This window comes from Rhizobium sp. ZK1 (assembly GCF_047782645.1).
Lineage (GTDB): Bacteria > Pseudomonadota > Alphaproteobacteria > Rhizobiales > Rhizobiaceae > Rhizobium.
Genome location: NZ_CP180586.1, coordinates 3801856 through 3823174, shown reverse-complemented (window position 1 = coordinate 3823174; position 21319 = coordinate 3801856). Strand labels below are relative to the sequence as shown.

Genomic DNA, 21319 nt, shown 5'->3' with positions numbered 1-21319 from the left:
ATGCCGCTTGCTTTCGGGCCGGCGGCATTCTTATTTGTTAGGCAAGATCTGCTAACTATTTGACGAAAGACAATAAAATGAATGATCGCGTCGTTGTCAGCTACAGCCTCTCCCAACGTTTCCTTCACTGGGCGACCGTGCTCCTGGTCCTCTACAATCTTCTTTTGCCCGATGGCATGAATGCCTGGTATCGGCTTGTCCGCCGTGGCGGGACACCCTCGCCGGAACAAATCGCTTCGGCCAATATCCACGCCTATGTCGGCATTGCCATCCTGCTTGTGACGGTCGTCAGGCTCTGTCTGCGCTTCGTGCAGGGCGTGCCGCCTGAATCCGCAGACGAGCCGGCAATCTTTCGGCTCGCCGCACGGCTCGCACATGCAAGCCTTTATCTGCTGCTGCTCGCCCTGCCGGTGTCAGGCATCGCGGTCTACTATCTTGGTGCGGAGGCATTGGGATCGCTGCATGCCGACGTTCTGAAGCTCATTCTCTGGGTCGTCGTTGTCGCGCATGTGCTCGGCGCTCTGGTTCATCAGTTTTACTGGAAGACCGATGTTTTGCGGCGAATGACGGTCGGCTAGATCAAGGATCAGTTAACGGCTGTGACGGTAAAACCCTGCTGGCGCAACAGTTCGATGACGCCTTCCTTGCCCGGAAGGTGCAGGGCGCCGACGGCCATGAAGACATTGCCGTTGGCGAGAATGGGTGCGGCGCGTTCAGCCATCACCTTGTTGCGGTCAAGAATGACGCGCTGCTCGAAGGCGGCGTAGTCACTATCCTCATCGCTGCCTTCGGGTGTAACGGTCTTCAGCATCGGCATGGTCATGCCGATATCGCCGGAGAGATAGATGTCGGTCATGGTCTCGACAACGTCGTTCATCTTGCCGCCAAGTTCGAGGGTCTCGATCAGCGACTTCAGATGAAACTCGACCGGCAACTCGGCCATGGCCTGCAGCTGTTCCGCCAGGGTCTCAAGACCCTTGACCTGTTTGCCTTCGGCGGCCGCATCCGCTGCGATCTTCTGGTCGAGGAACTGTACGCCCTTTGCCTTGCGGGCGATCTCGCAGGCAGGAAGTGCAACGGCGCTCGCGATCATCCAGGGGCGCATGCGGGAAACGGCGGAGAGGGGGATACCGCGCTGCTTCAGCCCGGTTTCGAGGCGGCTGTAGTCGCCAGGCGAAAGAAGCTTGTCGATTGTGGTGCCGTCCGTGAACATCATCAGATCCGGCTTCATCAGCAACGCTGCGGTCGCCTTCTTCTCATCGAGAATTTCGTCGGACTCGATGACGATCGTATCGGCGCCGTCATGAGCAGTCTGGGTGCGGGGCGGCAGGTTCAGGACGCGCGGGTCGGTGACGTGCATGGTGCCAAGCAGCCAGGAGGCCTTGAGACCCGGTTTTTCGATCTTCCAGAAAATGCCTTTGCCGTTTGGCGTTGCATCCGCTTCCTTCACGGCTTCAGCGTAACGGGCAGGGTCGTTCTGCTGCAGTTCGGTGAGAAGGTTCTTTCCGGTGCAGCTGTCTTCCGCGGCGTCGGCCGGCGTGACGGAAAAGACAACGGCGAGCAATGCGGCGGCCAGCAGCATGTGGAAGGCTGCGATCAGCCAGAGCAGGATATTGCCGGGCTGCGCGATATGGAAAGTCCGGTGGCCGATGAAGATCGTCATGCTGGTAATCCGGTCACTTGTGCTTCGAGCCTCATGCTCTACGCCGGGCTTGCGCATATTCCTTTAAGAGACAGCGTTAACGAAGGATTACGCACGCGGATGCGCCTTATCATACACTTCCAGGAGCCTTGATGCATCAACGCCGGTATAGACCTGCGTGGTCGAGAGGCTCGCATGACCGAGCAGTTCCTGGATGGTGCGCAGGTCGCCGCCGCCGGCCAGCAGATGGGTGGCGAAGGAATGGCGAAGCGCATGCGGGGTTGCCGTTTCCGGCAGGCCGAAGGCACTGCGCAGCTTCTGCATGGTGCGCTGGATGATGGCAGGCTGCAGTTTGCCGCCGCGGGCGCCGCGAAAGAGCGGTTCGCCGTCCTCCAAATGAAAGGGGCAGAGCTGCCGGTATTTCTCGACGGCTTCGAAGACGATGGGCAGCAGCGGCACCAGGCGGGTCTTGTTGCCCTTGCCAGTGATGCGCAGCGTGGTGGCTTCGGGCCTGAGATCGGTGGGTGTCAGGTCGAGCGCTTCGGAAATGCGCAGGCCGCAACCATAGAGCAGGGTCATGACGGCAGCATCACGTGCAGCGATCCAGGGCTCGTCATGGAGCTGGGCATCGCTGCCGACAACGGTGATGGCCTGGCGGTCGGAGAGCGGCTTCGGAAGCGATTTCGGTTGTTTCGGGGAGCGCACGGCGCCGGCGCCCGCCGCATTCACGAGGCCCTTCTTTTCAAGGTGACGCAGAAAGGAGCGAATGCCGGCGAGATTGCGAGCTACCGAGCGGGCGCCGGAGCCCTCCTTGCGCCGGGCGGCCAGAAAGGCGCGGAAGTCTGCCGGGCGCAGCGCCTCGATATCGCGCAATGTCGTCGGACCGCCGAGGTGACCGGTCATGAAGATCAGGAACTGGCGTGTGTCGCGCTCATAGGCATCGAGCGTATGCTCGGAGAGGCGGCGCTCCAGGGCGAGGTTTTCAAGCCAAGCTCCTCGTTCCGTCATCAGGTGCGGATCGGCAACGATCAGGAGTTCATTCACGGCTTTAACTCTTGAATTTGCTTTCGATGACGCCAATTCTGAAACAGTGGCGTTATGGAATTGCTAATGCTTGCCAAGCCCTTGTCATGTATCGATCATAATTCATTGAGATAGCTTATAGCTCCCGTAAAACAGGAATTTTCATGGCACGGCGCGATTCCATGACGGCCTTTGGACAGCTCGCGGAAGCGATCGCCCTGGTTTCACACGGAAAGCCCGGCCATATCGTCGATACGTTGATCGCCGAGCGCGGCCAGAAGATCGTCCGCCATCCGCTTTGGCCTGTCATGCGGCCGTTTCTCTACACGCTGCTGCGCTACAACAAGGCGATCGAATTCGCCAACGACGTTGCCAACATGCCGGGCTTCCAGTCTTTCGAATATATGAGCAACCTGCTGAAGCTCGACATCAACGTCACCAACGCCGAGCGCATCCCGGCATCAGGCGGTTTCATCCTCGTCAGCAATCATCCGACCGGCATTGCCGACGGTGTGGCCGTGTTCGATCTCCTGAAGACCTGCCGCCCGGATATGATGTTTTTCGCCAACCGTGATGCGGTACGCGTCAATCCGCGCTTTGCGGAAATGATCATACCGGTCGAATGGCGCGAGGAATTCAAGAGCAAGCTCAAAGCGCGCGAGACACTGCAGCTCACCAACCATGCGGTGAAAGAGGGCAAGGCCACTGTGCTTTTCCCCTCAGGCCGTATCGCCTACTGGGCGAACGGACAGCTGAACGAGCGGCCATGGAAAACTTCTGCCGTCGGCCTTGCCCGTAAATACGGCCTGCCGATCCTGCCCGTTCACATGACGGCGCGCAATTCCGGGCTTTTCTACTGGTTTGCCAAATGGTCGACGGAATTGCGCGACATGACGGTATTCTATGAACTTCTGAACAAGAAGGGCGACCGCTTCGATTTCGTCATCGGCAATCTCATTCCCGCCGAACAGCTCGACGGCGATCTGAACGACGTGACGAAAGCGCTGGAAAAGCACACGGTCTGCGACATGGCGGCTGATGGGGATTCACGCTTCGTGCCCGTGTCCCGGCAACTGTTGCCGGAGTTGGTTGCTGCCCATTCTTTTTAGCGTTGCTTTGCGCTAAAGCGGAGGCATGCATCTTCGCTCCATGTTTGCCAAGAATTACCGATCACTGCGCTCGATCCGCATGGATCTTGCGGATACGACGCTGTTTCTTGGAGAAAACGGTGCCGGCAAGTCCAATCTCTATCGTGCCCTGCAACTTGTGCAGGCGGCGGTTCGCGGGCGGCTGGCCTATGAGCTTGCCGCTGAAGGCGGCATGCTATCGGCTCTTTGGTCCGGCATGCGACCCAAGTCCGACGGACCGGCACGCATTCGCCTGGAAGTCGAGATCGTCGACGAAGAGCGGGCCGTCACATTCCGATATCATGTCGAGGCCGGGCTGCGCCCGCCAAAGGCGGCTGCGGGCTTTGCACTGGAACCGCAGATCAAGACCGAGGAGCTTTCCGTCGAAACCGGCCGCCGTCCGGTGGTCATGATGAAACGGGTCGGCCCTGGCATCTCTGTTCGCGATGCTGCGGGGCGGATGCAAGACTATCCGGATGAAGCGCTGACATCGGAAACAGCAATCGCTCTACTCGGCGATGCCGGCCATTTTCCGGAAGTTGCCACCTTCCGCCGTATCGTCAACAACTGGCGTTTCTTCCACGGTTTTCGCACGGACAGGGCCTCGCCGCTTCGTCATCCCTGCCTTGCCGTCACCAGTCCCATGCTGGACGAGGATGGTGCCAATCTCGCCGCCGTCTTTGCGACGCTTGCGCACACGCGGCAGGATACGGTGGAGCTTGATCGTATTCTCGCATCGGCGCTCGGGGGCGCAAGGCTCATCGTGCCGGAACCGGGTGAGACGGCGGAGTTCGGTTTGATGCTTCCGGATTTCCCGTACCGCGTCTTTCATCCGCGTGAGCTGTCTGACGGACAGATCCGCTTCCTCGGTCTTGCCGCCGCGTTGCTCTCTTACCGGCTGCCGGCGCTCATAGCTTTGAACGAGCCGGAGGCGAGCCTGCATTCCGACATGCTGCTGCCGCTTGCCGATATGATCGCGGCAGCGTCAAAGAACAGCCAGATCTGGATCGTTACCCATTCGGCGCAACTGGCCGAGGCCGTGCGCGAACGATGTGGCGTTCGTCCGCGAAAGGTTATCCGCGAGAATGGCGCCACCTGGATCGAAGGCATGCGGCTGACGGGAACGATTGCCGGTGAAGACGACGATGACGAATAACGCTCATTGTCGGCGGGTTTCATTTTACGGCCGTTGCGGGCATGGTCTGCCGCAATGAGTACAGATTCGTCCGATCTTTTTGGCGCGCTTTTCGAGGCCCCGCCCGTAAACCGTACGGTTCCGGTGCTGGTGCCGATGCCGGCGCCAAAACCCTATTCCTACTCTGTGCCGGAAGGCATGGCGGTCGAGCCCGGCTCGGTCGTGCAGGTGCCGCTTGGACCGCGCCAGGTGATTGGTGTCGTCTGGGATGGCGGTGAGGATGGTGTCGACCCTAAGAAGCTCAGGCCCATCACCCACGTCTTCGATTGCCCGCCGCTCAACAAGGAGATGCGGGATTTCATCGACTGGGTGGCGACCTATACGCTTTCTCCGCCAGGACTGGTGGCGCGGATGGCGCTGAGGGCGCCGAATGCCTTCGAGCCGGAGCCGATGGTGGAGGGATTACGTTTCGTCGGTGGCGAGCCGGAGCGGATGACGCCGGCGCGCGCGCGCGTGCTCGATGCGATCTCGGACGGGCTCTCGTGGACCCGGATCGGTCTTGCCCATGCCGCGGGTGTCTCCACCAGCGTCGTTGACGGGCTGATCGCACAGGGCATTTTCGAGACCATCTTCCTGCCACCGCCGCCTGTCGTTGCTAGGCCCGATCCGGACTTCATCGGCTCCCGCCTCGAGGGTCCGCAGAAGGAGGCCGCCGAGGAAATTCTAGACGAAGTGCGCAAGGGCGAATTTGCCGTCTCGCTGATCGACGGCGTGACCGGTTCCGGCAAGACGGAAGTCTATTTCGAGGCAATCGCAGAGACGCTGAGGCGCGGCAAACAGGTACTGATCCTGCTGCCGGAGATCGCTCTTACCGCAAGCTTCCTCGAACGCTTCCAGGACCGGTTCGGCGCGAAACCTGCCGAGTGGCATTCCGATCTTGCGCCGCGTATGCGCGAAAAGGTCTGGCGGCAGGCGGTAACGGGTGAGGTGCGGGTCGTCGCCGGCGCGCGCTCGGCGCTGTTCCTGCCGTATGAAGATCTCGGTCTCATCATCGTCGATGAAGAGCATGATCCTGCCTACAAGCAGGAGGACCGCGTTTATTACAATGCACGCGATATGGCTGTTGTGCGGGCTCGGATTGGCGATTTTCCTGTCGTACTCGTTTCGGCGACACCTTCGGTGGAGAGCCAGGTCAATGGCCAGAGTGGACGCTACAGCACGATCCATCTGCCGACACGTTTCGGCGACGCGGCACTGCCTGATCTGCATCTCGTTGACTTACGACGCCACGCCCCTGAGCGCGGCGGTTTCCTGTCACCCGTGTTGATCCGGGCGATCGGTAAGACGGTGGAAAAGGGGGAGCAGGCGCTGCTCTTCCTCAATCGTCGCGGTTATGCGCCGCTGACGCTCTGCCGTGTCTGCGGCCATCGTTTCCAATGCCCGCAATGTTCGAGCTGGCTGGTGGAGCATCGCTTCCGCCGCCAGCTGCAATGCCATCAATGCGGTCATACCGAGCCGACGCCAGAGGCCTGCCCGGAATGCGGAACGCTCGACCACCTCGTCGCCTGCGGGCCGGGCGTGGAGCGTATCGCCGAAGAGGTGGAGCGGCATTTTCCGGATGCGCGTACGATCGTGCTCTCTTCCGACATCATGGGCGGGGTGAAGCGGCTGCGGCTGGAGCTCGATGCCATCGCCAAGGGCGAGGTGGATATCGTCATCGGTACGCAGCTCGTGGCCAAGGGGCACAATTTTCCGCTGATGACGCTTGTCGGCATCGTCGACTCGGATCTTGGGCTCGCGAATGGTGATCCGCGTGCGGCGGAGCGGACCTTCCAGCTTCTTTCGCAGGTCACGGGTCGTGCCGGTCGAACCGGCCTCAAGAGTCATGGGCTGCTGCAGACCTATCAGCCGCAGCATCCGGTCATGCAGGCGATCGTGTCAGGCGATGCGCGGGCCTTTTACGAGCGCGAAATCAGCGAGCGGGAGCGCGCGATCCTTCCGCCCTTCGGCAGGCTCGCCTCCATCATCGTTTCGGCCGATACGCGGCATGATGCGGAGAACCATGCGCGCGGCATGCGCAACGCTGCACCCCAGGTTTCAGGCATTTCCGTTCTCGGTCCGGCGGAGGCGCCCTTAGCGCTGGTGCGCGGCCGCCATCGTTTTCGTCTTTTGGTGCATGGACGCCGGAATTCCGACATGCAGGCCTATCTGCGGGCGATGCTGTCGCAATCGCCGAAAGAGCGCGGCTCTGTTCAGGTGCAGCTCGACATCGATCCGCAGAGCTTCCTGTAGATCATTTCTGTCCGACATTTCCGGATGCGGTCGATCATGGCATAAACGCAGAATCAGCTGATGATTTTGGGGTCGAGGCATGGAATTCTACTTTCCGACGGAATTTGGCGAGCAGCTTGCCTTCGGTGCGGCAGCCTTCACGGCGCTTGCCGGCTTCGTCATCATGTTCGCGCCTGGCCTTTCTATGCGAGCTGTCGGTCTGGCGTCCCGCGGCGAGCGGCGCGAAGGTTTTAGCGAAGTCCGATCAACGGGCGGCCTCTATCTTGGCCTCGGCCTTGCCGCGATCATGCTGGCGCAGGACTGGACCTATTTGGCTCTTGGAGCAGCCTTCGCGATGGCGGCTTTCGCCCGCATCATTTCCATTCTGTCTGATAAGGGGAGCACGATCCTCAATTATTTACTTCTGGTTGTTCAGGCGGCCATCGCCGCGCTGCCGCTGCTCCACGTTTTCGGCTTTCTGCAAGGGTGATCTCAAGCGGAAAGAAGGCGTTTCACGGGCCGCTTTCAGGTGTTTGCGTAATTTTGCAGACAGAAAATCAAGCGAAACACGTATTCGGGCATTACGCGTGTTGCGAGTCCGGATATCCTATGTTAGACGGACCCCGAATTTCGGAAGAAGCAAGAGGCTTCTCTTGCGATTTCTGGGGGAAATCAAAACGAATTCAAGATCATAAGTTCGGCGCCCGCCGAAAGTCCGATTTTGAATTGAAATCAGGGAAATTTGTGCCCGTGGCAGACACGTCCCAGCTTACTTCTGGTGTTGCAGAGCGCTATGCCTCGTCGCTTTTCGAGCTGGCTCTCGAAGAAGGCGCGGTTGACAGCGTTACCGCTGATCTCGACCGGTTCCAGACCATGCTGGACGAAAGCGACGATCTGAAGCGCTTTGTTCTCAGCCCGGTTTTCTCCGCAGAAGATCAGCTCAAGGGCATCGTTGCTATCGCCGAAAAGGCCGGTATCTCGGGCTTCTTCGCCAATTTCCTGAAGGTCGTGGCGCGTAACCGCCGCCTGTTTGCCCTGCCGGGCATGATCAAGGCCTTCCGCATCATTGCTGCCAACCATCGCGGCGAAATTTCTGCCGAAGTCACTTCGGCCCATGCTCTGACCGCAGAGCAGGAAATTGAATTGAAGGCGGCGCTGAAGGGCGTCACCGGCAAAGACGTGGCGATTGCTGTCACGGTTGATCCGTCAATTCTTGGTGGTCTGATCGTCAAGGTCGGGTCCCGTCAGATTGACACGTCTCTTCGTACCAAACTCTCTACCCTTAAGCTTGCATTGAAAGAGGTCGGCTGATGGATATCCGCGCTGCGGAAATTTCCGCAATTCTTAAAGACCAGATCAAGAACTTCGGCAAAGAGGCGGAAGTCTCGGAAGTCGGTCAGGTTCTCTCCGTTGGTGACGGTATCGCTCGCGTTTACGGCCTGGACAATGTTCAGGCTGGTGAAATGGTCGAGTTCCCCGGCGGCATCCGCGGCATGGCGCTCAACCTTGAATCCGACAACGTCGGTGTCGTTATTTTCGGCTCCGACCGCGACATCAAGGAAGGCGACACCGTCAAGCGTACCGGCGCGATCGTTGACGTTCCGGTTGGTCCGGAACTGCTTGGCCGTGTCGTCGACGCTCTCGGCAACCCGATCGACGGCAAGGGTCCGATCAACGCGACCCGCCGTGCGCGCGTCGACGTCAAGGCTCCGGGCATCATTCCGCGCAAGTCGGTTCATGAGCCGATGTCGACCGGCCTCAAGGCTATCGACGCTCTGATCCCGGTCGGTCGTGGCCAGCGCGAGCTCGTCATCGGCGACCGTCAGACTGGCAAGACCGCCATCATTCTCGATACGTTCCTGAACCAGAAGCCGATCCATGACAACGGCCCGGATCAGGACAAGCTCTTCTGCGTCTACGTCGCCATCGGCCAGAAGCGCTCCACCGTTGCTCAGTTCGTCAAGGTTCTGGAAGAGCGCGGCGCCCTGAAGTACTCGATCGTTGTTGCCGCCACGGCTTCCGATCCGGCTCCGATGCAGTACCTTGCTCCGTTCGCGGGTTGCGCAATGGGCGAATACTTCCGCGACAACGCTCAGCACGCGCTGATCGGTTACGATGACCTGTCCAAGCAGGCTGTTGCTTACCGCCAGATGTCGCTGCTGCTGCGCCGCCCGCCGGGCCGCGAAGCTTATCCGGGCGACGTTTTCTACCTGCACTCGCGTCTTCTTGAGCGCGCGGCAAAGATGAACGACGACAAGGGCGCTGGTTCGCTCACCGCTCTGCCGGTCATCGAAACGCAGGGTAACGACGTTTCTGCCTTCATTCCGACCAACGTGATCTCGATCACCGACGGTCAGATCTTCCTCGAAACCGACCTGTTCTACCAGGGCATCCGCCCGGCCGTTAACGTCGGTCTGTCGGTTTCCCGCGTCGGTTCTTCGGCCCAGATTAAGGCGATGAAGCAGGTTGCCGGCTCGATCAAGGGTGAACTCGCCCAGTATCGTGAGATGGCCGCCTTCGCACAGTTCGGTTCGGACCTCGATGCTGCCACGCAGCGACTGCTGAACCGCGGCGCACGCCTGACCGAACTCCTGAAGCAGCCGCAGTTCTCGCCGCTGAAGACGGAAGAGCAGGTCGCCGTGATCTTCGCGGGTGTCAACGGCTACCTCGACAAGCTGCCGGTTGCTCAGGTCGGCAAGTTCGAACAGGGTCTGCTGTCCTACCTGCGTTCGGAAGGCTCCGACATCCTCGATGCGATCCGTACGGAAAAGGCTATCAGCGATGCGACGAAGGGCAAGCTCACTGCTGCCCTCGACAGCTTCGCCAAGTCTTTCCAGTAATCGGGCACTAGGTTAGGACGGATAACGGATGCCTTCACTTAAGGATCTGAAAAACCGGATCGCCTCCGTCAAGGCGACGCAGAAGATCACCAAGGCGATGAAGATGGTCGCCGCGGCGAAGCTTCGGCGTGCGCAGGAGGCGGCCGAGGCCGCCCGGCCTTACTCGCAGCGTATGAATGCGGTCCTGGCGAACATCGCCAAGGCCGTTACCGATGCGGATGGCGCGCCGGTCCTGATGACCGGCACGGGCAAGGACCAGGTTCACCTGCTCGTCGTCTGCACGGCCGAACGCGGCCTGTGCGGCGGCTTCAATTCGCAGATCGCCCGCTTCGCGCGCGATCATGTCCGCAGACTTGTCGCTGAAGGCAAGACGGTGAAGATCTTCACCGTCGGCAAGAAGGGCTACGACATCCTGCGTCGCGAATTCGCATCGATGATCGTCGAGCGCAAGGAACTGCGCGACGTCAAGAAGATCGGTTTCGAGAATGCCGACCAGATCGGCAAGCGTATCATCGAGATGTTCGATGCCGGCGAATTTGACGTCTGCACGCTGTTCTACTCCGAGTTCAAGTCGGTCATCAGCCAGGTTCCGACGGCACAGCAGCTCATCCCCGCCAAGGCTCCGGAAGCGGTTGCCGAGGATGCAGACCATGCCGGCGCCGTCTACGAGTACGAGCCGGATCCGGCGTCGATCCTCGGTGATCTGATCCCGCGCAACATCTCTGTCCAGGTCTTCCGCGCCCTCCTCGAGAACGTCGCGGGCGAAATGGGCGCCAAGATGAGCGCAATGGACAATGCGACGCGCAATGCTGGTGAGATGATCAACAAGCTGACACTGAACTACAACCGTCAGCGTCAGGCGCAGATCACCAAGGAACTGATTGAAATCATTTCGGGCGCGGAAGCGCTCTGAGTTAGGGAAAGAGGGTAAGAAAATGGCTGAGGCAGCTACCCGCTCTGTCGGCAAAGTCACCCAGGTTATCGGCGCCGTCGTCGACGTTGCTTTCGAAGGCGAACTGCCGGCGATTTTGAACGCGCTCGAAACCGACAATAACGGCAACCGTCTGGTTCTCGAAGTCGCTCAGCATCTGGGCGAAAACGAAGTCCGCACGATCGCCATGGACTCGTCCGAAGGTCTCGTTCGCGGCCAGCAGGTTACCGACACCGGCGCTCCGATCTCGGTTCCGGTTGGTGACGAAACGCTCGGCCGTATCATGAACGTCATCGGCGAGCCGGTCGATGAAGCAGGTCCGCTGAACACCTCTCACAAGCGCGCCATCCACCAGGACGCTCCGGCCTACGTCGAGCAGTCCACGGAAGCGCAGATCCTTGTCACCGGCATCAAGGTCGTCGACCTTCTCGCTCCCTATGCAAAGGGCGGCAAGATCGGTCTGTTCGGCGGCGCAGGCGTCGGCAAGACCGTTCTCATCATGGAACTGATCAACAACGTCGCCAAGGCGCACGGTGGTTACTCGGTCTTCGCAGGCGTGGGTGAACGTACCCGCGAAGGCAACGACCTTTACCACGAAATGATCGAATCGGGCGTCAATAAGCATGGCGGCGGCGAAGGCTCCAAGGCTGCGCTGGTTTACGGCCAGATGAACGAACCGCCGGGCGCCCGCGCTCGCGTTGCTCTGACGGGTCTGACGGTTGCAGAACATTTCCGCGACCAGGGCCAGGACGTTCTGTTCTTCGTCGACAACATCTTCCGTTTCACGCAGGCTGGCTCGGAAGTGTCTGCTCTGCTCGGCCGTATTCCTTCGGCCGTGGGCTATCAGCCGACGCTCGCAACCGACATGGGTCAGATGCAGGAACGCATCACCACGACGACGACGGGTTCGATCACCTCGGTTCAGGCCATTTACGTTCCGGCCGACGACTTGACCGACCCGGCACCGGCAACCTCGTTCGCCCACCTGGATGCAACGACGGTTCTGTCGCGCTCGATCGCTGAAAAGGGTATCTACCCGGCCGTCGACCCACTCGACTCCACCTCGCGCATGCTCGATCCGCTGGTCGTCGGCGAAGAGCATTATGAAATTGCTCGTAAGGTTCAGTCGACGCTGCAGCGCTACAAGGCCCTGCAGGACATCATCGCCATCCTGGGCATGGACGAACTGTCTGAAGAAGACAAGCTGTCGGTTGCCCGCGCCCGCAAGATCGAGCGTTTCCTGTCGCAGCCGTTCTTCGTCGCCGAAGTCTTCACCGGTTCGCCGGGCAAGCTGGTTGCTCTCGAGGACACGATCAAGGGCTTCAAGGGCCTGGTAAACGGCGAGTACGACCACCTGCCGGAAGCTGCCTTCTACATGGTTGGATCGATCGACGAAGCCATCGAGAAGGCCAAGAAGCTCGCTGCCGCTTGATGAGCGACACTCAGGACGAGATATTCTGCTGCGACTCCCTGAAGGGGGTCGTCGCAGAACTTCCTGAACCGGCGGTGCCGACCATCTACCGCGCCGACAACGGCGTGATGATGATGGTTGTCGGGCTGGCTCAGACCGAGAAAGGCCTCGGTTATCTCGACCAAGCGATAATGCACTGCCCGTTCTGCGGGACCAAACTGCAAGATACAGAAGCCATAGCCGAGAAGGTAAGTCACTGATGGCTGACAATTTCAACTTTGAGCTCGTTTCGCCGGAGCGTCTGCTGCTGTCGGAAATGGTGACCGAGGTGGTCATTCCTGCCACCGAAGGCGAAATGACTGTTATGGCCAATCATGCCCCAACGATGACGACAATCAAGCCAGGCATCGTGAGCGTTCGCACCTCTTCCGGCTCGAAGCAGGATTATGTCGTGTTCGGCGGTTTTGCTGATGTCCTGCCGACCGGATGCACGCTGCTTGCCGAATCTGCCGTTCCGGTGGAAGAACTCAACAAGGACGAACTGACCCGCCGCATCGAAGCTGCGAAGAAGGAACTTGAGGATGTCGTGCATCACGAGCACAAGTCCAAGCTCGAGCACTTCATCATGGAGATGACCCGCCTGCAGGGCATGGTCGATCAAGACTGATCGGCTCAGTCAGACATCATAGATTGAACAGAAAAGCGGCCTTCAGGCCGCTTTTCTCATGGGAGAACATGCTGCCCCTTATCCCGGCGAATGCTGTAAAAACAAAACAGCCGGTATCTCACCGCTGGCCTGATGGATTTCGTCCGTGAAAATTCAGTATCTCAGAAGCCGGTGCCGCCGCGCAATTCGGACAGCAGCGTGCGGAACAGGATCTTCATATCCAGCCAGATGCTGAAATTTCTAATGTAATAGATATCGCTGGCAATGCGGGCGCGCGCTTCTGTCGGTCGATCTGTCGGGCCGCGCCAGCCGCGCGTCTGGGCAAGGCCGGTGATGCCAGGCCGCATCAGATGGCGGCAATGATATTCTGGCACCAGTTCCTCGTAGAGCATACCGGCTGCGCGCATATTGATCGCGTGGCAGCGGGGGCCGACGAGCGACATATCACCCTTGATGACGTTGAGAAGCTGCGGAAGCTCGTCGATGTTGGTCTTGCGCAGGAAGGCGCCAATCCGCGTCACGCGCCAATCACCCTTGACAGTCTGCTGGACGCCGGTTGGATCGCAGAGATCGGCCCGCATGGAGCGAAACTTATAGACGGTGATCTTGCTGCCCTTCAGGCCCCAGCGAATCTGCCGGAAAAACACCGGTCCGCCGTCATCGATCACGATGAGAAGCGCGATCGCTAGAAGAACTGGAAACAGAATAACCAGAGCGCTTGTTGCACCGAAAATGTCGAACGCTCTCTTCAAGCCGAGCTGAAGTCTGTTCCGGCCATCCAATGCGGCAAAGCTCTCGGGCTGGCGAATATTGGAATTCGCTGCGTCAAGAGCCTCCATCTTCACTGTTTTCACAGCGAAAGCCGCATCTTGAAGCTTATTTGAAGTAAACACGTTCACTAAGCAACGTCCGTGGAAATACTCGCATATTGCGTGGTGCTGGCACAAATACATGGACGAGATCGATTTGTCACTCGCCTCCTTAACGTTTTCGTAACCATAACGGTGCCAAATTTGGGAGTATTTCGAAATATGTCTCTGATATTTTCAATGGATTGAGAATTAACTATATTGGGTAACGGCTGAATTCTTGCGCGTTATGCGTGCGGCGCTTCGTATTGCCGGTCGTTCCAGCGTGAAATAGCTGAAGGTTGCGAGAAGAAAAATGATCGGCGTCGCAACGGCGCAGCCGATAAACCAGTCCTGTACCGGATCGTCCCTGCCGATCCCGAATATCGCCGGAGAAATCGTTTGCATCGAGGTCAGCACGATATCCTGCCAGATATAGATCCCGAATGAGATGGTTGCCGTAAAGCGCATGACGGTATTGTCGAGCAGTGCCGCAAGCAGCACCGAGCGCGAGAGGGTCACAAGAGCGGCAGCGATCAGAACCGGAAACAGCGGAAAGGCATAGGGAACTCCGAGCCATCCGTAGGCTTCCCAGGACCCGCCTGTCGAAAGCGGTAGCTGGAGGCCGGTGGCGACGAGGCAGGCGAGTGCGATGATGTCGAACCAGATCCGACGCTTTCGCGGCAGCAGGATCTGAATGCCGGCTGCGAGCGTGCCGAGCGCAAAAACGGCGAAAAAGCCGATGGGATTGTAGTTGGGCATCCACTCCTTCGCGCCGCCCTGCATGCCATATTGCCAGCCACGGTCCAGCTCATTGGGCGGGGAAAGCGTACGGAAGGTTTCATGGGCGATCAGCGTCACGGCAATGATGCCGAGCCAGGCAAGGCGCGTGACAAGTGGAGAACGGCGGTTTTCCGGGATCGCGAAAATCCAGAGGAAACAAAGCGGCAGCAGCACATAGCTCGTCGCTTCGAAAGAGATGGACCAGAGCGGGCCGTTGCCTTCCACAGGAAAGAAAGTGCGCCAGTGCCATTGGCTCATGAAGAAAAGGCCGCTGGCATAGCGCATAGCGAGTTCCGGCGTCAGCGCATATCCGAGCAATGTGACGCTGAGGATGAAGCCCGCCGTCAAAGCCACCCAATAACCGGGCACGATGCGGGCCGCGCGGCGTAGCGCATAGATGTGCAGGTCGGGCATGGCGCCGCCGGCGTCGAGGGAACGCCAGAACGGCAAGGCCAGCAGGAAGCCGCTGAGGACGAAGAAGATGGCGACGCCGAAATTGCCGAAGCGCAGGGCAGTCAGTGTCGGCCGCAATCCTTCGCCGAGCTTGGTGAGGTCGATGCGCAGAATGAGATGATGGATGAGGACGAGCAAGCAGGCGGCTGCGCGCAAGAAATCCGCTCCAGCCACCCGGTCCTGCTGCTGCATGTCACTCCCTCGCTCCTTGCGGGACTTTGCAGTGAAAAACTGCTGCCCGCAAGGGCAGGCTCGTCTCAGCCAAGGAGACTGTTGGTGTAGTAGGCGGAAAAGTCGGGCTTTTCCGTCAGTGCCGCACCATTGGCATCGAGGAGGATGCCATGATCGAACAGGAAAATGCCGATCGCTTCGGCCTTGGCCGGATCGATGGTGCCGATCGCGCCGCTTTCGCTCCTGAGGAAATGCCCCTCGACGAGGGCCTTCTGCGATGCCTTGACAAGGTCGGTGTTGAGCAGTGCGCCATTGCTGCCGGCAATCAAGAGGTCGCAGGCCTCGTCCGGATTGTCGACCGAATAGGCGTAACCCTTCAGTGTTGCCTGGATGAAGGCGCGGGCATTTTGCGGATTGGCCGCAAGATATGCGTCGCTGGAAGCGATCGCGGTCGTCTGTTCGTCGGGAATGCCGTAATCGCTGTAGTGCCAGCGGCTGATCTGCCGGTTCTCGAGTTGGGCGGCAATGCCCTCCCAGGTGTAGATTTCCAGTGTGAAGTCGACGGCGCCGTTGTCGAGCGCCTCATAGGCCGAAGTGCCGAGCGTGACATTCTGGAAGGTGCCCTTGCCGCCGTCGTTGCGGATCATCGCGGAGACGAGTGCCTCCTCCCATGCGCCGCCGAAGCCACCATAGGTCTTACCATCAAGATCTCTAGGGCTCTTGATGTCGTCGCGGTCGCTCTTGAAGATCAGCCTGCCGGTTTCCGTCTGCACCACGGCGTAGACGAGCTTCACATCCGCGCCGGCGGCGCGCTGGGTGAAGGCTTCGATCTCCCCGCAAATGCCGAAATCGGCAACGCCGTTCGCGACCAGCGTGCCGGCGCTGGTATCGGCATAGGGCAGGATTTCGACATCGAGGCCGGCAGCTTCATAGAAGCCCTTCGCCTTGGCGACATAGATGCCGATGTGATTGGTGTTCGGCGTCCAGTCGAGCGCGATGCGGACCTTTGCGGCGGCGGACTGGGCGAAGGCGGTGCGGCCGGAGAGGCTTGCAGCCATGGCGGCAAAAAGAGTTTGTCGGCGTGTGAGAAGCATCAGGACCTCCTCAGGTTCTTTGCGGATGCAGCAGTGTTTGAAGAATTTCTGTTTCGATCGCCTGTGCGGCCGGGGAGCCGAGATCGGCAAGCGTTCGCGGTCTTGCCAGCGGTACCTCGAATTCCCTGACCACAGCCGCCGGGCGGGCTGAAAGCACATAGATACGGTCGGACAAAAAGACCGCCTCGCGCACATCATGTGTGATCAGCAGCGCCGTCCAGCGATGATCGATCCACATGCCTTGCAGCCATTCCTGCATCTGTGTGCGGGTCAGCGCGTCGAGGGCCCCGAAGGGCTCGTCGAGCAGCAGCATGTCCTGCCGCTGGATCACAGTACGCAGCAGGGCCGCACGCTGGCGCATGCCGCCCGAAAGGGCTGCGGGATAGTGGTTTTCGAAGCCGGAAAGGCCGAAGCGTTCGAAGAGAGGGGCCGCGACGGCGCGCGCTTGCTTGCGACGCATGCCATGTACTTCGAGGCCGAGGATCGCATTGTCGATCACGCTTCGCCACGGCATCAACGCATCGCGCTGGGGCATGAAAGCGAAGGCATGCGCAGCCTGTGAGAGCGGAGTGCCGTCGAAGAGAATGTCGCCTTTATCGGTCAGCAATGCCTGTGTCAGCAGCCTGAGGATCGTCGACTTGCCGGAGCCGGAGGGGCCGACGATCGAAACGAATTCACCCCTGGCGATATGGAGAGAGATGTCCTTCAGCACCTCCATGCCATCGAAGGACTTCGAGATGTTCTTAAGCTCCAGCATCCCGCTCATCGGCGTTTCTCCGCGGCGGATTGCCAGGGCATGGCGAGACGCTGGATCGCCAGCGTAAGGCCGAAAAGGCACAGCGTCAGAAGGGCACTGAGAACGACGGCGGCGAGCACGAGATCCGGCCGGAAATTGTTCTTGGCGTTGAGGATGTAAATCCCGAGGCCACGGGAGGCGCCTGCATATTCGGCAAAGATCGCGCCGACCACGGCATAGGTGATCGATATGCGCAGACCTGCAAAGAAGAAGGGCATGGCGGAAGGAAGTCTCGCCAGGCAGAAGATGCGCCAGCGGCTCGCCTTCATGGAACTCAGAAGCTCGGCAATATCCCCGTCCGTCGATTCATAGCCCTGCAGCAGGGCGACCAGCAACGGAAAGAAGGTGACGAGTGCGACGAGCAGAAGTTTCGGCAGCAGCCCGAAACCAAACCAGAGCACGACCAGGGGCGCAATCGCGACCAATGGCAGTGTCTGGCTGACGATGAACAGCGGCAACAGTGCGCGTCGCATGAAGGGTACGAAATCCATCAGCACCGATGAGACGAAGGCAAAGACCAGCGACAGGGCAAAACCGCCGAGTGTTGCGCTGAGCGTCGGCCAGGTATTGTCGAGCAGCGCCTGCCTTTTCACCCAGCCTTGTGTGAAGATGCGCGAAGGCGAGGGCAGGATGGAGGGTTTGATGCTGGAGAGATCGACATAGAGCTCCCAGACAGCCAGGAAGGCAAACACGGCAAGAATGGCAGGCAAGGCCCGCCTCAGTGCCGTAAATGTCGAATCCGAGTTCGATAAGGTCATCGCCGTCAAGCGTCTCAGGCTTTGCTCGGACTGTTTGCGGAGACCGTGATATCCAGCGTCACATGGCCTTCTGGATCGCCGAAGCGATAGAAGGCTTCGTGAATGGTCGCAAAGATCGCGCCGGCATCGCCGCGCAGCTTGGTGCAGAAATTCTTGGAGCGGTCGAATGTGCCCGAACGCTTCAGGAAATCGATGCAGCCATAGATCTCGTCCATATGCGTGCCCGTTCCCATAACATAGAGAGAAAACTGGGCTGCCGTTGCCCGGCCGGTCTGTTTCGTATCCCTGACTGCCGTAATCGCGGCCTCGACGCGCTCGGCAAGCGGCTCGGACCGGCTGGAAGACAAGCCGGCGCCGCAGATCGCATCATCCGGTTCGCCGGGGCAGCCACGCGAGATGGCGGCGGACAATACGCAATGCTCGCCGCTTGCGGCAGCCGAGACGAAGAGGTCGCGCATGGCGGCAAACAGCACGTCGGGCGGGCCGACCATCAGCGTAGAAATATCGTCGGTTTCGATGCGAAGACGATCGCGATAGGGCTCGAGAGCCTTGATAGCGTCAAGGATGATGCCGACGAAAATGCCGGACATCGGATACAGGGACACTTGCGCGCCGGAAAACATTTGGACCTCGCTCCGCTGGCATTACCCAGATCAGCTTTGAAGGGTCCGGAGGCATGCGCCTCACATCTCAGCCCCGGCAGTTCGGAGCTCCCCCGTGAAATTGTGGCGGAAACTAACACCGGGTTTGCGATACTGCAACCGCAAAATTCCTACCCGGCTACACGGTCGGTATGAGGGCGATGACCGTTTGGGAGCACCTGTTAGGTGTCGGGGAAGGAAACACCCGGACGGAGGCCCTGTCCGGGTGTCCAGCCGCTTCCGTACCTGCCAGAAACGGAACCGGATGTCGTTGTCTCAGGCGGCTACACCGGCATAAGGAGTGTCGCTGCGGGCGGTGATCAGCGCTTCAGTCCACCATTGCAACTGGGCCATCATTCGCGAGAGCCGGCGCAACGCATCCTGCGGATCCTGCAGCCAGCCTTCATTGTCGAAACGACGCCAGGGGGAGTTGAAGCTCACGGCGTCGCAGATCGTGACGGCATGGAGTTCGGCGAAGACGAGGCGGAGCTGTTCAACTGCCCGTAATCCGGCGGAGACACCGCCATAGCAGACAAAGGCAATCGGCTTGCCGTGCCAGGGCTCGATGAAGAGGTCGATGAGGAACTTCAGTGAGGCGGTGAAACTGTGGTTATATTCCGGGGTGACGAGGATGAAGCCATCGGCCTGGTGAAGCCTGTCCGTGAGCCGTCTTGCCTCCGGATGATGCGGCGCATGCTCTCGCGGCAACGAAAATGCCAGCGGATCGATGATGTCGATCTTGAATTGCGGAAAGCGGGCCAGCTCTCTTTCGAGCCATTTCACCACCCTGTCGCAGATGCGGCCCTCACGCGTGCTGCCATAGATGACGGCAAGCCTCATGGGTTTCTGCATGCATTGCTCCTTCTCGTATCGGCTTTACGGCCTCGGGAGCGCAGTCTATAAAACCTCAACTAACATTGAGGTCAATAGGCCATGCAGCAGAATTCGACATTCTCGTTGAGCAAGCTCCTGACGGTGGGCGAGGTGGCAGAGCGAAGCGGGCTTGCTGTTTCTGCCCTTCATTTCTATGAGACGAAGGGGCTGATCTCCAGCATCCGCACCCGCGGCAACCAGCGCCGCTACGGCCGCGACGTACTACGGCGTCTCGGCATCATCAAGGTGGCGCAACGCGTCGGCATCCCGCTTGCCGAAATCCAGACTGCGTTCGAAACCCTGCCGCAGAGCCGTACGCCGACAGTCGAGGATTGGCAGAGGCTGTCGGCGCTCTGGAAAGATGATCTCGATGCCCGCATCAAGCGGCTGAGCCTGCTGCGCGACCATCTGACGAGCTGTATTGGCTGTGGCTGCCTCTCCATCGACGCCTGTCCATTGCGCAATCCCTTCGACGTTCTCGGCAGGCAAGGCGCCGGTGCGCGGCTTCTGGACCCGGGTGCTTAGACCTTCGGGCTTTCTTTTGGCTGATGGCCGCATATGTTAGGCCCTGGTAGTGCAAGCAGCGGGACCGGCCGCTCGCAAGGAGGAGAGCTTCGTGTTTCATCCCAAACTGTTCGAGAACCGCAATGTCGTCGTCACGGGGGGCGGCCGCGGTATCGGCCTGGAAATTGCCCGACAGTTTCTGGATTGCGGGGCGCGCGTACTCGTTCATATCGGGCGTGATGGGGAGCGCGAACTGCCGGATTTTCTGCTGACAGCCGAATCGGAGCGGCGGGCGCTGCTGCTGCCGGCAGATTTCCTGCATCCGGGCGGGGCGACAAAGTTTGCGGAGGAGGCGCTTGAATTCTTCGATGCGGTGCATGTGCTGGTCAACAATGCCGGTACCATGCATGGCCGCTTTCTGGCCGGAGAGCTCACTGATGCCGAGTACGAGACCATCGTGCGTCTCAACCAAACGTCGGTGGTGGAGTTGACGCGCGCTGTGCTTCCGGCGCTGCGGGCGGCGCAAGGTGCTGCCATCGTCAACACGGTTTCGATTTCGGCGCTGACCGGCGGAAGCCCTGGTTCGGCGATCTATTCCGCATCGAAGGCTTTCGTTGCGACCTATTCGAAGGCGCTTGCCCGGGAGCTCGCGCCTGACGGTATAAGGGTCAATTGCGTCTCGCCCGGAACGATCGATACCGATTTCCATGCACGCTATTCATCTCGCGAAAAACTGGAGCAGACTCGTAAGTCTATCCCGCTGCAGCGGCTTGGAACAGCGGAGGATTGCGCGCCTGCCTATCTCTTCCTGGCGGCCCCTTCACTCTCCGGCTACATCACAGGTCAAGTCCTGGAGATCAACGGTGGTCAGCTTATTTGCTGATTTGGTTGGACTTTTTTTGGTACTTCATGACAATTGACCAATTCGCTTCTGCGAATATGATAGTGTACTGATCTACCTTATTACCTCCTTCCGAGAAGCAAATGCCATTGCCTAAACCGAAGCCGGGCATGACTGGCCAGGACTTGCAGAAGCTTGCTAACAAAGCCCACGAGGCGAGTGATCTCCTGAAGGCGCTAGCCCATCAGACCCGGTTGCTCATCCTTTGCATCCTGTCGGAAGGGGAAAAGACGGTCGGCGAAATCGAGGATATCCTGGGTATACAGCAGGCTATGGTGTCCCAGCAGCTTGCCCGGTTGAGGCTCGAAGGTCTCGTCAATACGCGGCGCGAAGGACGGCTCGTCTATTACAGCACAGGTAACGAAAGCGTTCTGGCTTTCCTCGAATCACTTTTCAGTCTCTTTCCTGTTGCCGAGAAAAGTTAGAGCCCACGGCTCTTGCGAAGCGGTG

The 21319-nt window shown here is 59.6% G+C and carries 23 protein-coding genes and 1 riboswitch; of the genes, 14 read left to right on the top strand and 9 right to left on the bottom strand.

The window, feature by feature from the left end:
• Nucleotides 1-77: 77 nt before the first annotated feature.
• Nucleotides 78-578: a cytochrome b gene (locus tag ACK9YZ_RS19365; protein ID WP_416064861.1), complete on the top strand. Its 501-nt coding sequence runs from the start codon at nucleotides 78-80 to the stop codon at nucleotides 576-578.
• A gap of 8 nt (nucleotides 579-586) precedes the next feature.
• Here the strand turns inward: ACK9YZ_RS19365 and ACK9YZ_RS19360 are convergent, their stop codons facing one another.
• Nucleotides 587-1663, bottom strand: a complete 1077-nt coding sequence (locus ACK9YZ_RS19360; RefSeq protein ID WP_416064860.1) for a TraB/GumN family protein — start codon at nucleotides 1661-1663, stop codon at nucleotides 587-589.
• Nucleotides 1664-1750: 87 nt separating this feature from the next.
• Nucleotides 1751-2686, bottom strand: a complete 936-nt coding sequence (locus tag ACK9YZ_RS19355) for a tyrosine recombinase XerC (protein WP_416064859.1) — start codon at nucleotides 2684-2686, stop codon at nucleotides 1751-1753.
• Between the two features lie 143 nt (nucleotides 2687-2829).
• Between ACK9YZ_RS19355 and ACK9YZ_RS19350 the strand changes: the two genes are divergently transcribed.
• The 10 genes from ACK9YZ_RS19350 to ACK9YZ_RS19305 all read left to right on the top strand — a co-directional run bounded on the left by ACK9YZ_RS19350 (nucleotide 2830) and on the right by ACK9YZ_RS19305 (nucleotide 13047).
• The gene (locus tag ACK9YZ_RS19350; RefSeq protein ID WP_416064858.1) at nucleotides 2830-3774 is read left to right on the top strand and encodes a GNAT family N-acetyltransferase; all 945 of its coding nucleotides are present in this window, start codon (nucleotides 2830-2832) and stop codon (nucleotides 3772-3774) included.
• A gap of 25 nt (nucleotides 3775-3799) precedes the next feature.
• Complete coding sequence (locus ACK9YZ_RS19345) at nucleotides 3800-4948, top strand: AAA family ATPase (protein ID WP_416064857.1); 1149 nt, start codon at nucleotides 3800-3802, stop codon at nucleotides 4946-4948.
• A 54-nt stretch (nucleotides 4949-5002) separates the two neighbouring features.
• Nucleotides 5003-7219 carry a primosomal protein N' gene (locus ACK9YZ_RS19340; protein WP_416064856.1) on the top strand — a complete coding sequence of 739 codons (2217 nt, stop codon included), beginning with the start codon at nucleotides 5003-5005 and terminating at the stop codon, nucleotides 7217-7219.
• A gap of 79 nt (nucleotides 7220-7298) precedes the next feature.
• Nucleotides 7299-7688 carry a DUF4345 domain-containing protein gene (locus tag ACK9YZ_RS19335; protein WP_416064855.1) on the top strand — a complete coding sequence of 130 codons (390 nt, stop codon included), beginning with the start codon at nucleotides 7299-7301 and terminating at the stop codon, nucleotides 7686-7688.
• Between the two features lie 254 nt (nucleotides 7689-7942).
• The gene (locus ACK9YZ_RS19330; protein WP_416066777.1) at nucleotides 7943-8509 is read left to right on the top strand and encodes a F0F1 ATP synthase subunit delta; all 567 of its coding nucleotides are present in this window, start codon (nucleotides 7943-7945) and stop codon (nucleotides 8507-8509) included.
• Complete coding sequence (gene atpA, locus ACK9YZ_RS19325) at nucleotides 8509-10038, top strand: F0F1 ATP synthase subunit alpha (protein WP_416064854.1); 1530 nt, start codon at nucleotides 8509-8511, stop codon at nucleotides 10036-10038. The genes ACK9YZ_RS19330 and atpA overlap by 1 nt, the downstream gene beginning before the upstream one ends.
• A gap of 28 nt (nucleotides 10039-10066) precedes the next feature.
• Nucleotides 10067-10951, top strand: coding sequence for a F0F1 ATP synthase subunit gamma (locus ACK9YZ_RS19320; protein ID WP_416064853.1), 885 nt, complete (start codon nucleotides 10067-10069; stop codon nucleotides 10949-10951).
• A 22-nt stretch (nucleotides 10952-10973) separates the two neighbouring features.
• Entirely contained in the window at nucleotides 10974-12401 is a 1428-nt protein-coding gene (gene atpD, locus ACK9YZ_RS19315; RefSeq protein WP_416064852.1) for a F0F1 ATP synthase subunit beta, read from the top strand.
• Nucleotides 12401-12640 (top strand): hypothetical protein, encoded by a 240-nt coding sequence (locus ACK9YZ_RS19310; RefSeq protein ID WP_416064851.1) that lies wholly within the window; start codon nucleotides 12401-12403, stop codon nucleotides 12638-12640. The genes atpD and ACK9YZ_RS19310 overlap by 1 nt, the downstream gene beginning before the upstream one ends.
• Nucleotides 12640-13047 carry a F0F1 ATP synthase subunit epsilon gene (locus ACK9YZ_RS19305; RefSeq protein ID WP_416064850.1) on the top strand — a complete coding sequence of 136 codons (408 nt, stop codon included), beginning with the start codon at nucleotides 12640-12642 and terminating at the stop codon, nucleotides 13045-13047. The genes ACK9YZ_RS19310 and ACK9YZ_RS19305 overlap by 1 nt, the downstream gene beginning before the upstream one ends.
• A gap of 161 nt (nucleotides 13048-13208) precedes the next feature.
• Here ACK9YZ_RS19305 and ACK9YZ_RS19300 read toward each other — a convergent pair whose 3' ends face one another.
• The 7 genes from ACK9YZ_RS19300 to ACK9YZ_RS19270 all read right to left on the bottom strand — a co-directional run bounded on the left by ACK9YZ_RS19300 (nucleotide 13209) and on the right by ACK9YZ_RS19270 (nucleotide 19443).
• Nucleotides 13209-13946, bottom strand: a complete 738-nt coding sequence (locus ACK9YZ_RS19300; protein WP_416064849.1) for a sugar transferase — start codon at nucleotides 13944-13946, stop codon at nucleotides 13209-13211.
• A 162-nt stretch (nucleotides 13947-14108) separates the two neighbouring features.
• On the bottom strand, nucleotides 14109-15323 hold the full coding sequence (locus tag ACK9YZ_RS19295; RefSeq protein WP_416064848.1) for an acyltransferase family protein: 1215 nt from the start codon (nucleotides 15321-15323) through the stop codon (nucleotides 14109-14111).
• Nucleotides 15324-15388: 65 nt separating this feature from the next.
• The gene (locus ACK9YZ_RS19290) at nucleotides 15389-16399 is read right to left on the bottom strand and encodes an ABC transporter substrate-binding protein (RefSeq protein ID WP_416066776.1); all 1011 of its coding nucleotides are present in this window, start codon (nucleotides 16397-16399) and stop codon (nucleotides 15389-15391) included.
• Nucleotides 16400-16406: 7 nt separating this feature from the next.
• Nucleotides 16407-17162, bottom strand: a complete 756-nt coding sequence (locus tag ACK9YZ_RS19285) for an ABC transporter ATP-binding protein (RefSeq protein WP_416064847.1) — start codon at nucleotides 17160-17162, stop codon at nucleotides 16407-16409.
• Nucleotides 17159-17950: an ABC transporter permease gene (locus ACK9YZ_RS19280; protein WP_416064846.1), complete on the bottom strand. Its 792-nt coding sequence runs from the start codon at nucleotides 17948-17950 to the stop codon at nucleotides 17159-17161. Before ACK9YZ_RS19280 ends, ACK9YZ_RS19285 begins: the two co-directional genes overlap by 4 nt.
• Before the next feature lie 14 nt (nucleotides 17951-17964).
• The gene (locus ACK9YZ_RS19275) at nucleotides 17965-18573 is read right to left on the bottom strand and encodes a YkoF family thiamine/hydroxymethylpyrimidine-binding protein (protein WP_416064845.1); all 609 of its coding nucleotides are present in this window, start codon (nucleotides 18571-18573) and stop codon (nucleotides 17965-17967) included.
• A riboswitch (TPP riboswitch) is annotated at nucleotides 18564-18677 on the bottom strand. Its footprint overlaps the gene before it by 10 nt.
• Nucleotides 18678-18867: 190 nt before the next feature.
• Nucleotides 18868-19443 (bottom strand): NADPH-dependent FMN reductase, encoded by a 576-nt coding sequence (locus ACK9YZ_RS19270; protein ID WP_216756149.1) that lies wholly within the window; start codon nucleotides 19441-19443, stop codon nucleotides 18868-18870.
• Nucleotides 19444-19524: 81 nt separating this feature from the next.
• On the opposite strand from ACK9YZ_RS19270, the gene soxR reads away from it, so the two are divergent.
• The 3 genes from soxR (at nucleotide 19525) to ACK9YZ_RS19255 (ending at nucleotide 21294) form a co-directional block, all read left to right on the top strand.
• A complete protein-coding gene (soxR, locus tag ACK9YZ_RS19265) occupies nucleotides 19525-19989 on the top strand; it encodes a redox-sensitive transcriptional activator SoxR (RefSeq protein WP_183734340.1) in 465 nt (154 codons plus the stop codon).
• A 91-nt stretch (nucleotides 19990-20080) separates the two neighbouring features.
• Nucleotides 20081-20851, top strand: coding sequence for an SDR family NAD(P)-dependent oxidoreductase (locus ACK9YZ_RS19260; RefSeq protein WP_416064844.1), 771 nt, complete (start codon nucleotides 20081-20083; stop codon nucleotides 20849-20851).
• 101 nt (nucleotides 20852-20952) lie between these two features.
• Nucleotides 20953-21294 carry an ArsR/SmtB family transcription factor gene (locus ACK9YZ_RS19255; protein WP_216756147.1) on the top strand — a complete coding sequence of 114 codons (342 nt, stop codon included), beginning with the start codon at nucleotides 20953-20955 and terminating at the stop codon, nucleotides 21292-21294.
• Nucleotides 21295-21319: the final 25 nt, after the last annotated feature.

Bases quoted from the DNA above. Each gene is read 5' to 3' on its own strand.
- ACK9YZ_RS19295 (WP_416064848.1), bottom strand. From the start codon at position 15,323: ATGCAGCAGCAGGACCGGGTGGCTGGAGCGGATTTCTTGCGCGCAGCC.
- ACK9YZ_RS19360 (WP_416064860.1), bottom strand. From the start codon at position 1,663: ATGACGATCTTCATCGGCCACCGGACTTTCCATATCGCGCAGCCCGGC.
- atpD (WP_416064852.1), top strand. From the start codon at position 10,974: ATGGCTGAGGCAGCTACCCGCTCTGTCGGCAAAGTCACCCAGGTTATC.
- ACK9YZ_RS19270 (WP_216756149.1), bottom strand. From the start codon at position 19,443: ATGCAGAAACCCATGAGGCTTGCCGTCATCTATGGCAGCACGCGTGAG.
- ACK9YZ_RS19275 (WP_416064845.1), bottom strand. From the start codon at position 18,573: ATGTTTTCCGGCGCGCAAGTGTCCCTGTATCCGATGTCCGGCATTTTC.
- ACK9YZ_RS19255 (WP_216756147.1), top strand. From the start codon at position 20,953: ATGCCATTGCCTAAACCGAAGCCGGGCATGACTGGCCAGGACTTGCAG.
- atpA (WP_416064854.1), top strand. From the start codon at position 8,509: ATGGATATCCGCGCTGCGGAAATTTCCGCAATTCTTAAAGACCAGATC.
- ACK9YZ_RS19305 (WP_416064850.1), top strand. From the start codon at position 12,640: ATGGCTGACAATTTCAACTTTGAGCTCGTTTCGCCGGAGCGTCTGCTG.
- ACK9YZ_RS19340 (WP_416064856.1), top strand. From the start codon at position 5,003: ATGAGTACAGATTCGTCCGATCTTTTTGGCGCGCTTTTCGAGGCCCCG.
- ACK9YZ_RS19350 (WP_416064858.1), top strand. From the start codon at position 2,830: ATGGCACGGCGCGATTCCATGACGGCCTTTGGACAGCTCGCGGAAGCG.
- ACK9YZ_RS19335 (WP_416064855.1), top strand. From the start codon at position 7,299: ATGGAATTCTACTTTCCGACGGAATTTGGCGAGCAGCTTGCCTTCGGT.
- ACK9YZ_RS19365 (WP_416064861.1), top strand. From the start codon at position 78: ATGAATGATCGCGTCGTTGTCAGCTACAGCCTCTCCCAACGTTTCCTT.
- ACK9YZ_RS19320 (WP_416064853.1), top strand. From the start codon at position 10,067: ATGCCTTCACTTAAGGATCTGAAAAACCGGATCGCCTCCGTCAAGGCG.
- soxR (WP_183734340.1), top strand. From the start codon at position 19,525: ATGCAGCAGAATTCGACATTCTCGTTGAGCAAGCTCCTGACGGTGGGC.
- ACK9YZ_RS19345 (WP_416064857.1), top strand. From the start codon at position 3,800: ATGCATCTTCGCTCCATGTTTGCCAAGAATTACCGATCACTGCGCTCG.
- ACK9YZ_RS19280 (WP_416064846.1), bottom strand. From the start codon at position 17,950: ATGACCTTATCGAACTCGGATTCGACATTTACGGCACTGAGGCGGGCC.
- ACK9YZ_RS19285 (WP_416064847.1), bottom strand. From the start codon at position 17,162: ATGAGCGGGATGCTGGAGCTTAAGAACATCTCGAAGTCCTTCGATGGC.
- ACK9YZ_RS19310 (WP_416064851.1), top strand. From the start codon at position 12,401: ATGAGCGACACTCAGGACGAGATATTCTGCTGCGACTCCCTGAAGGGG.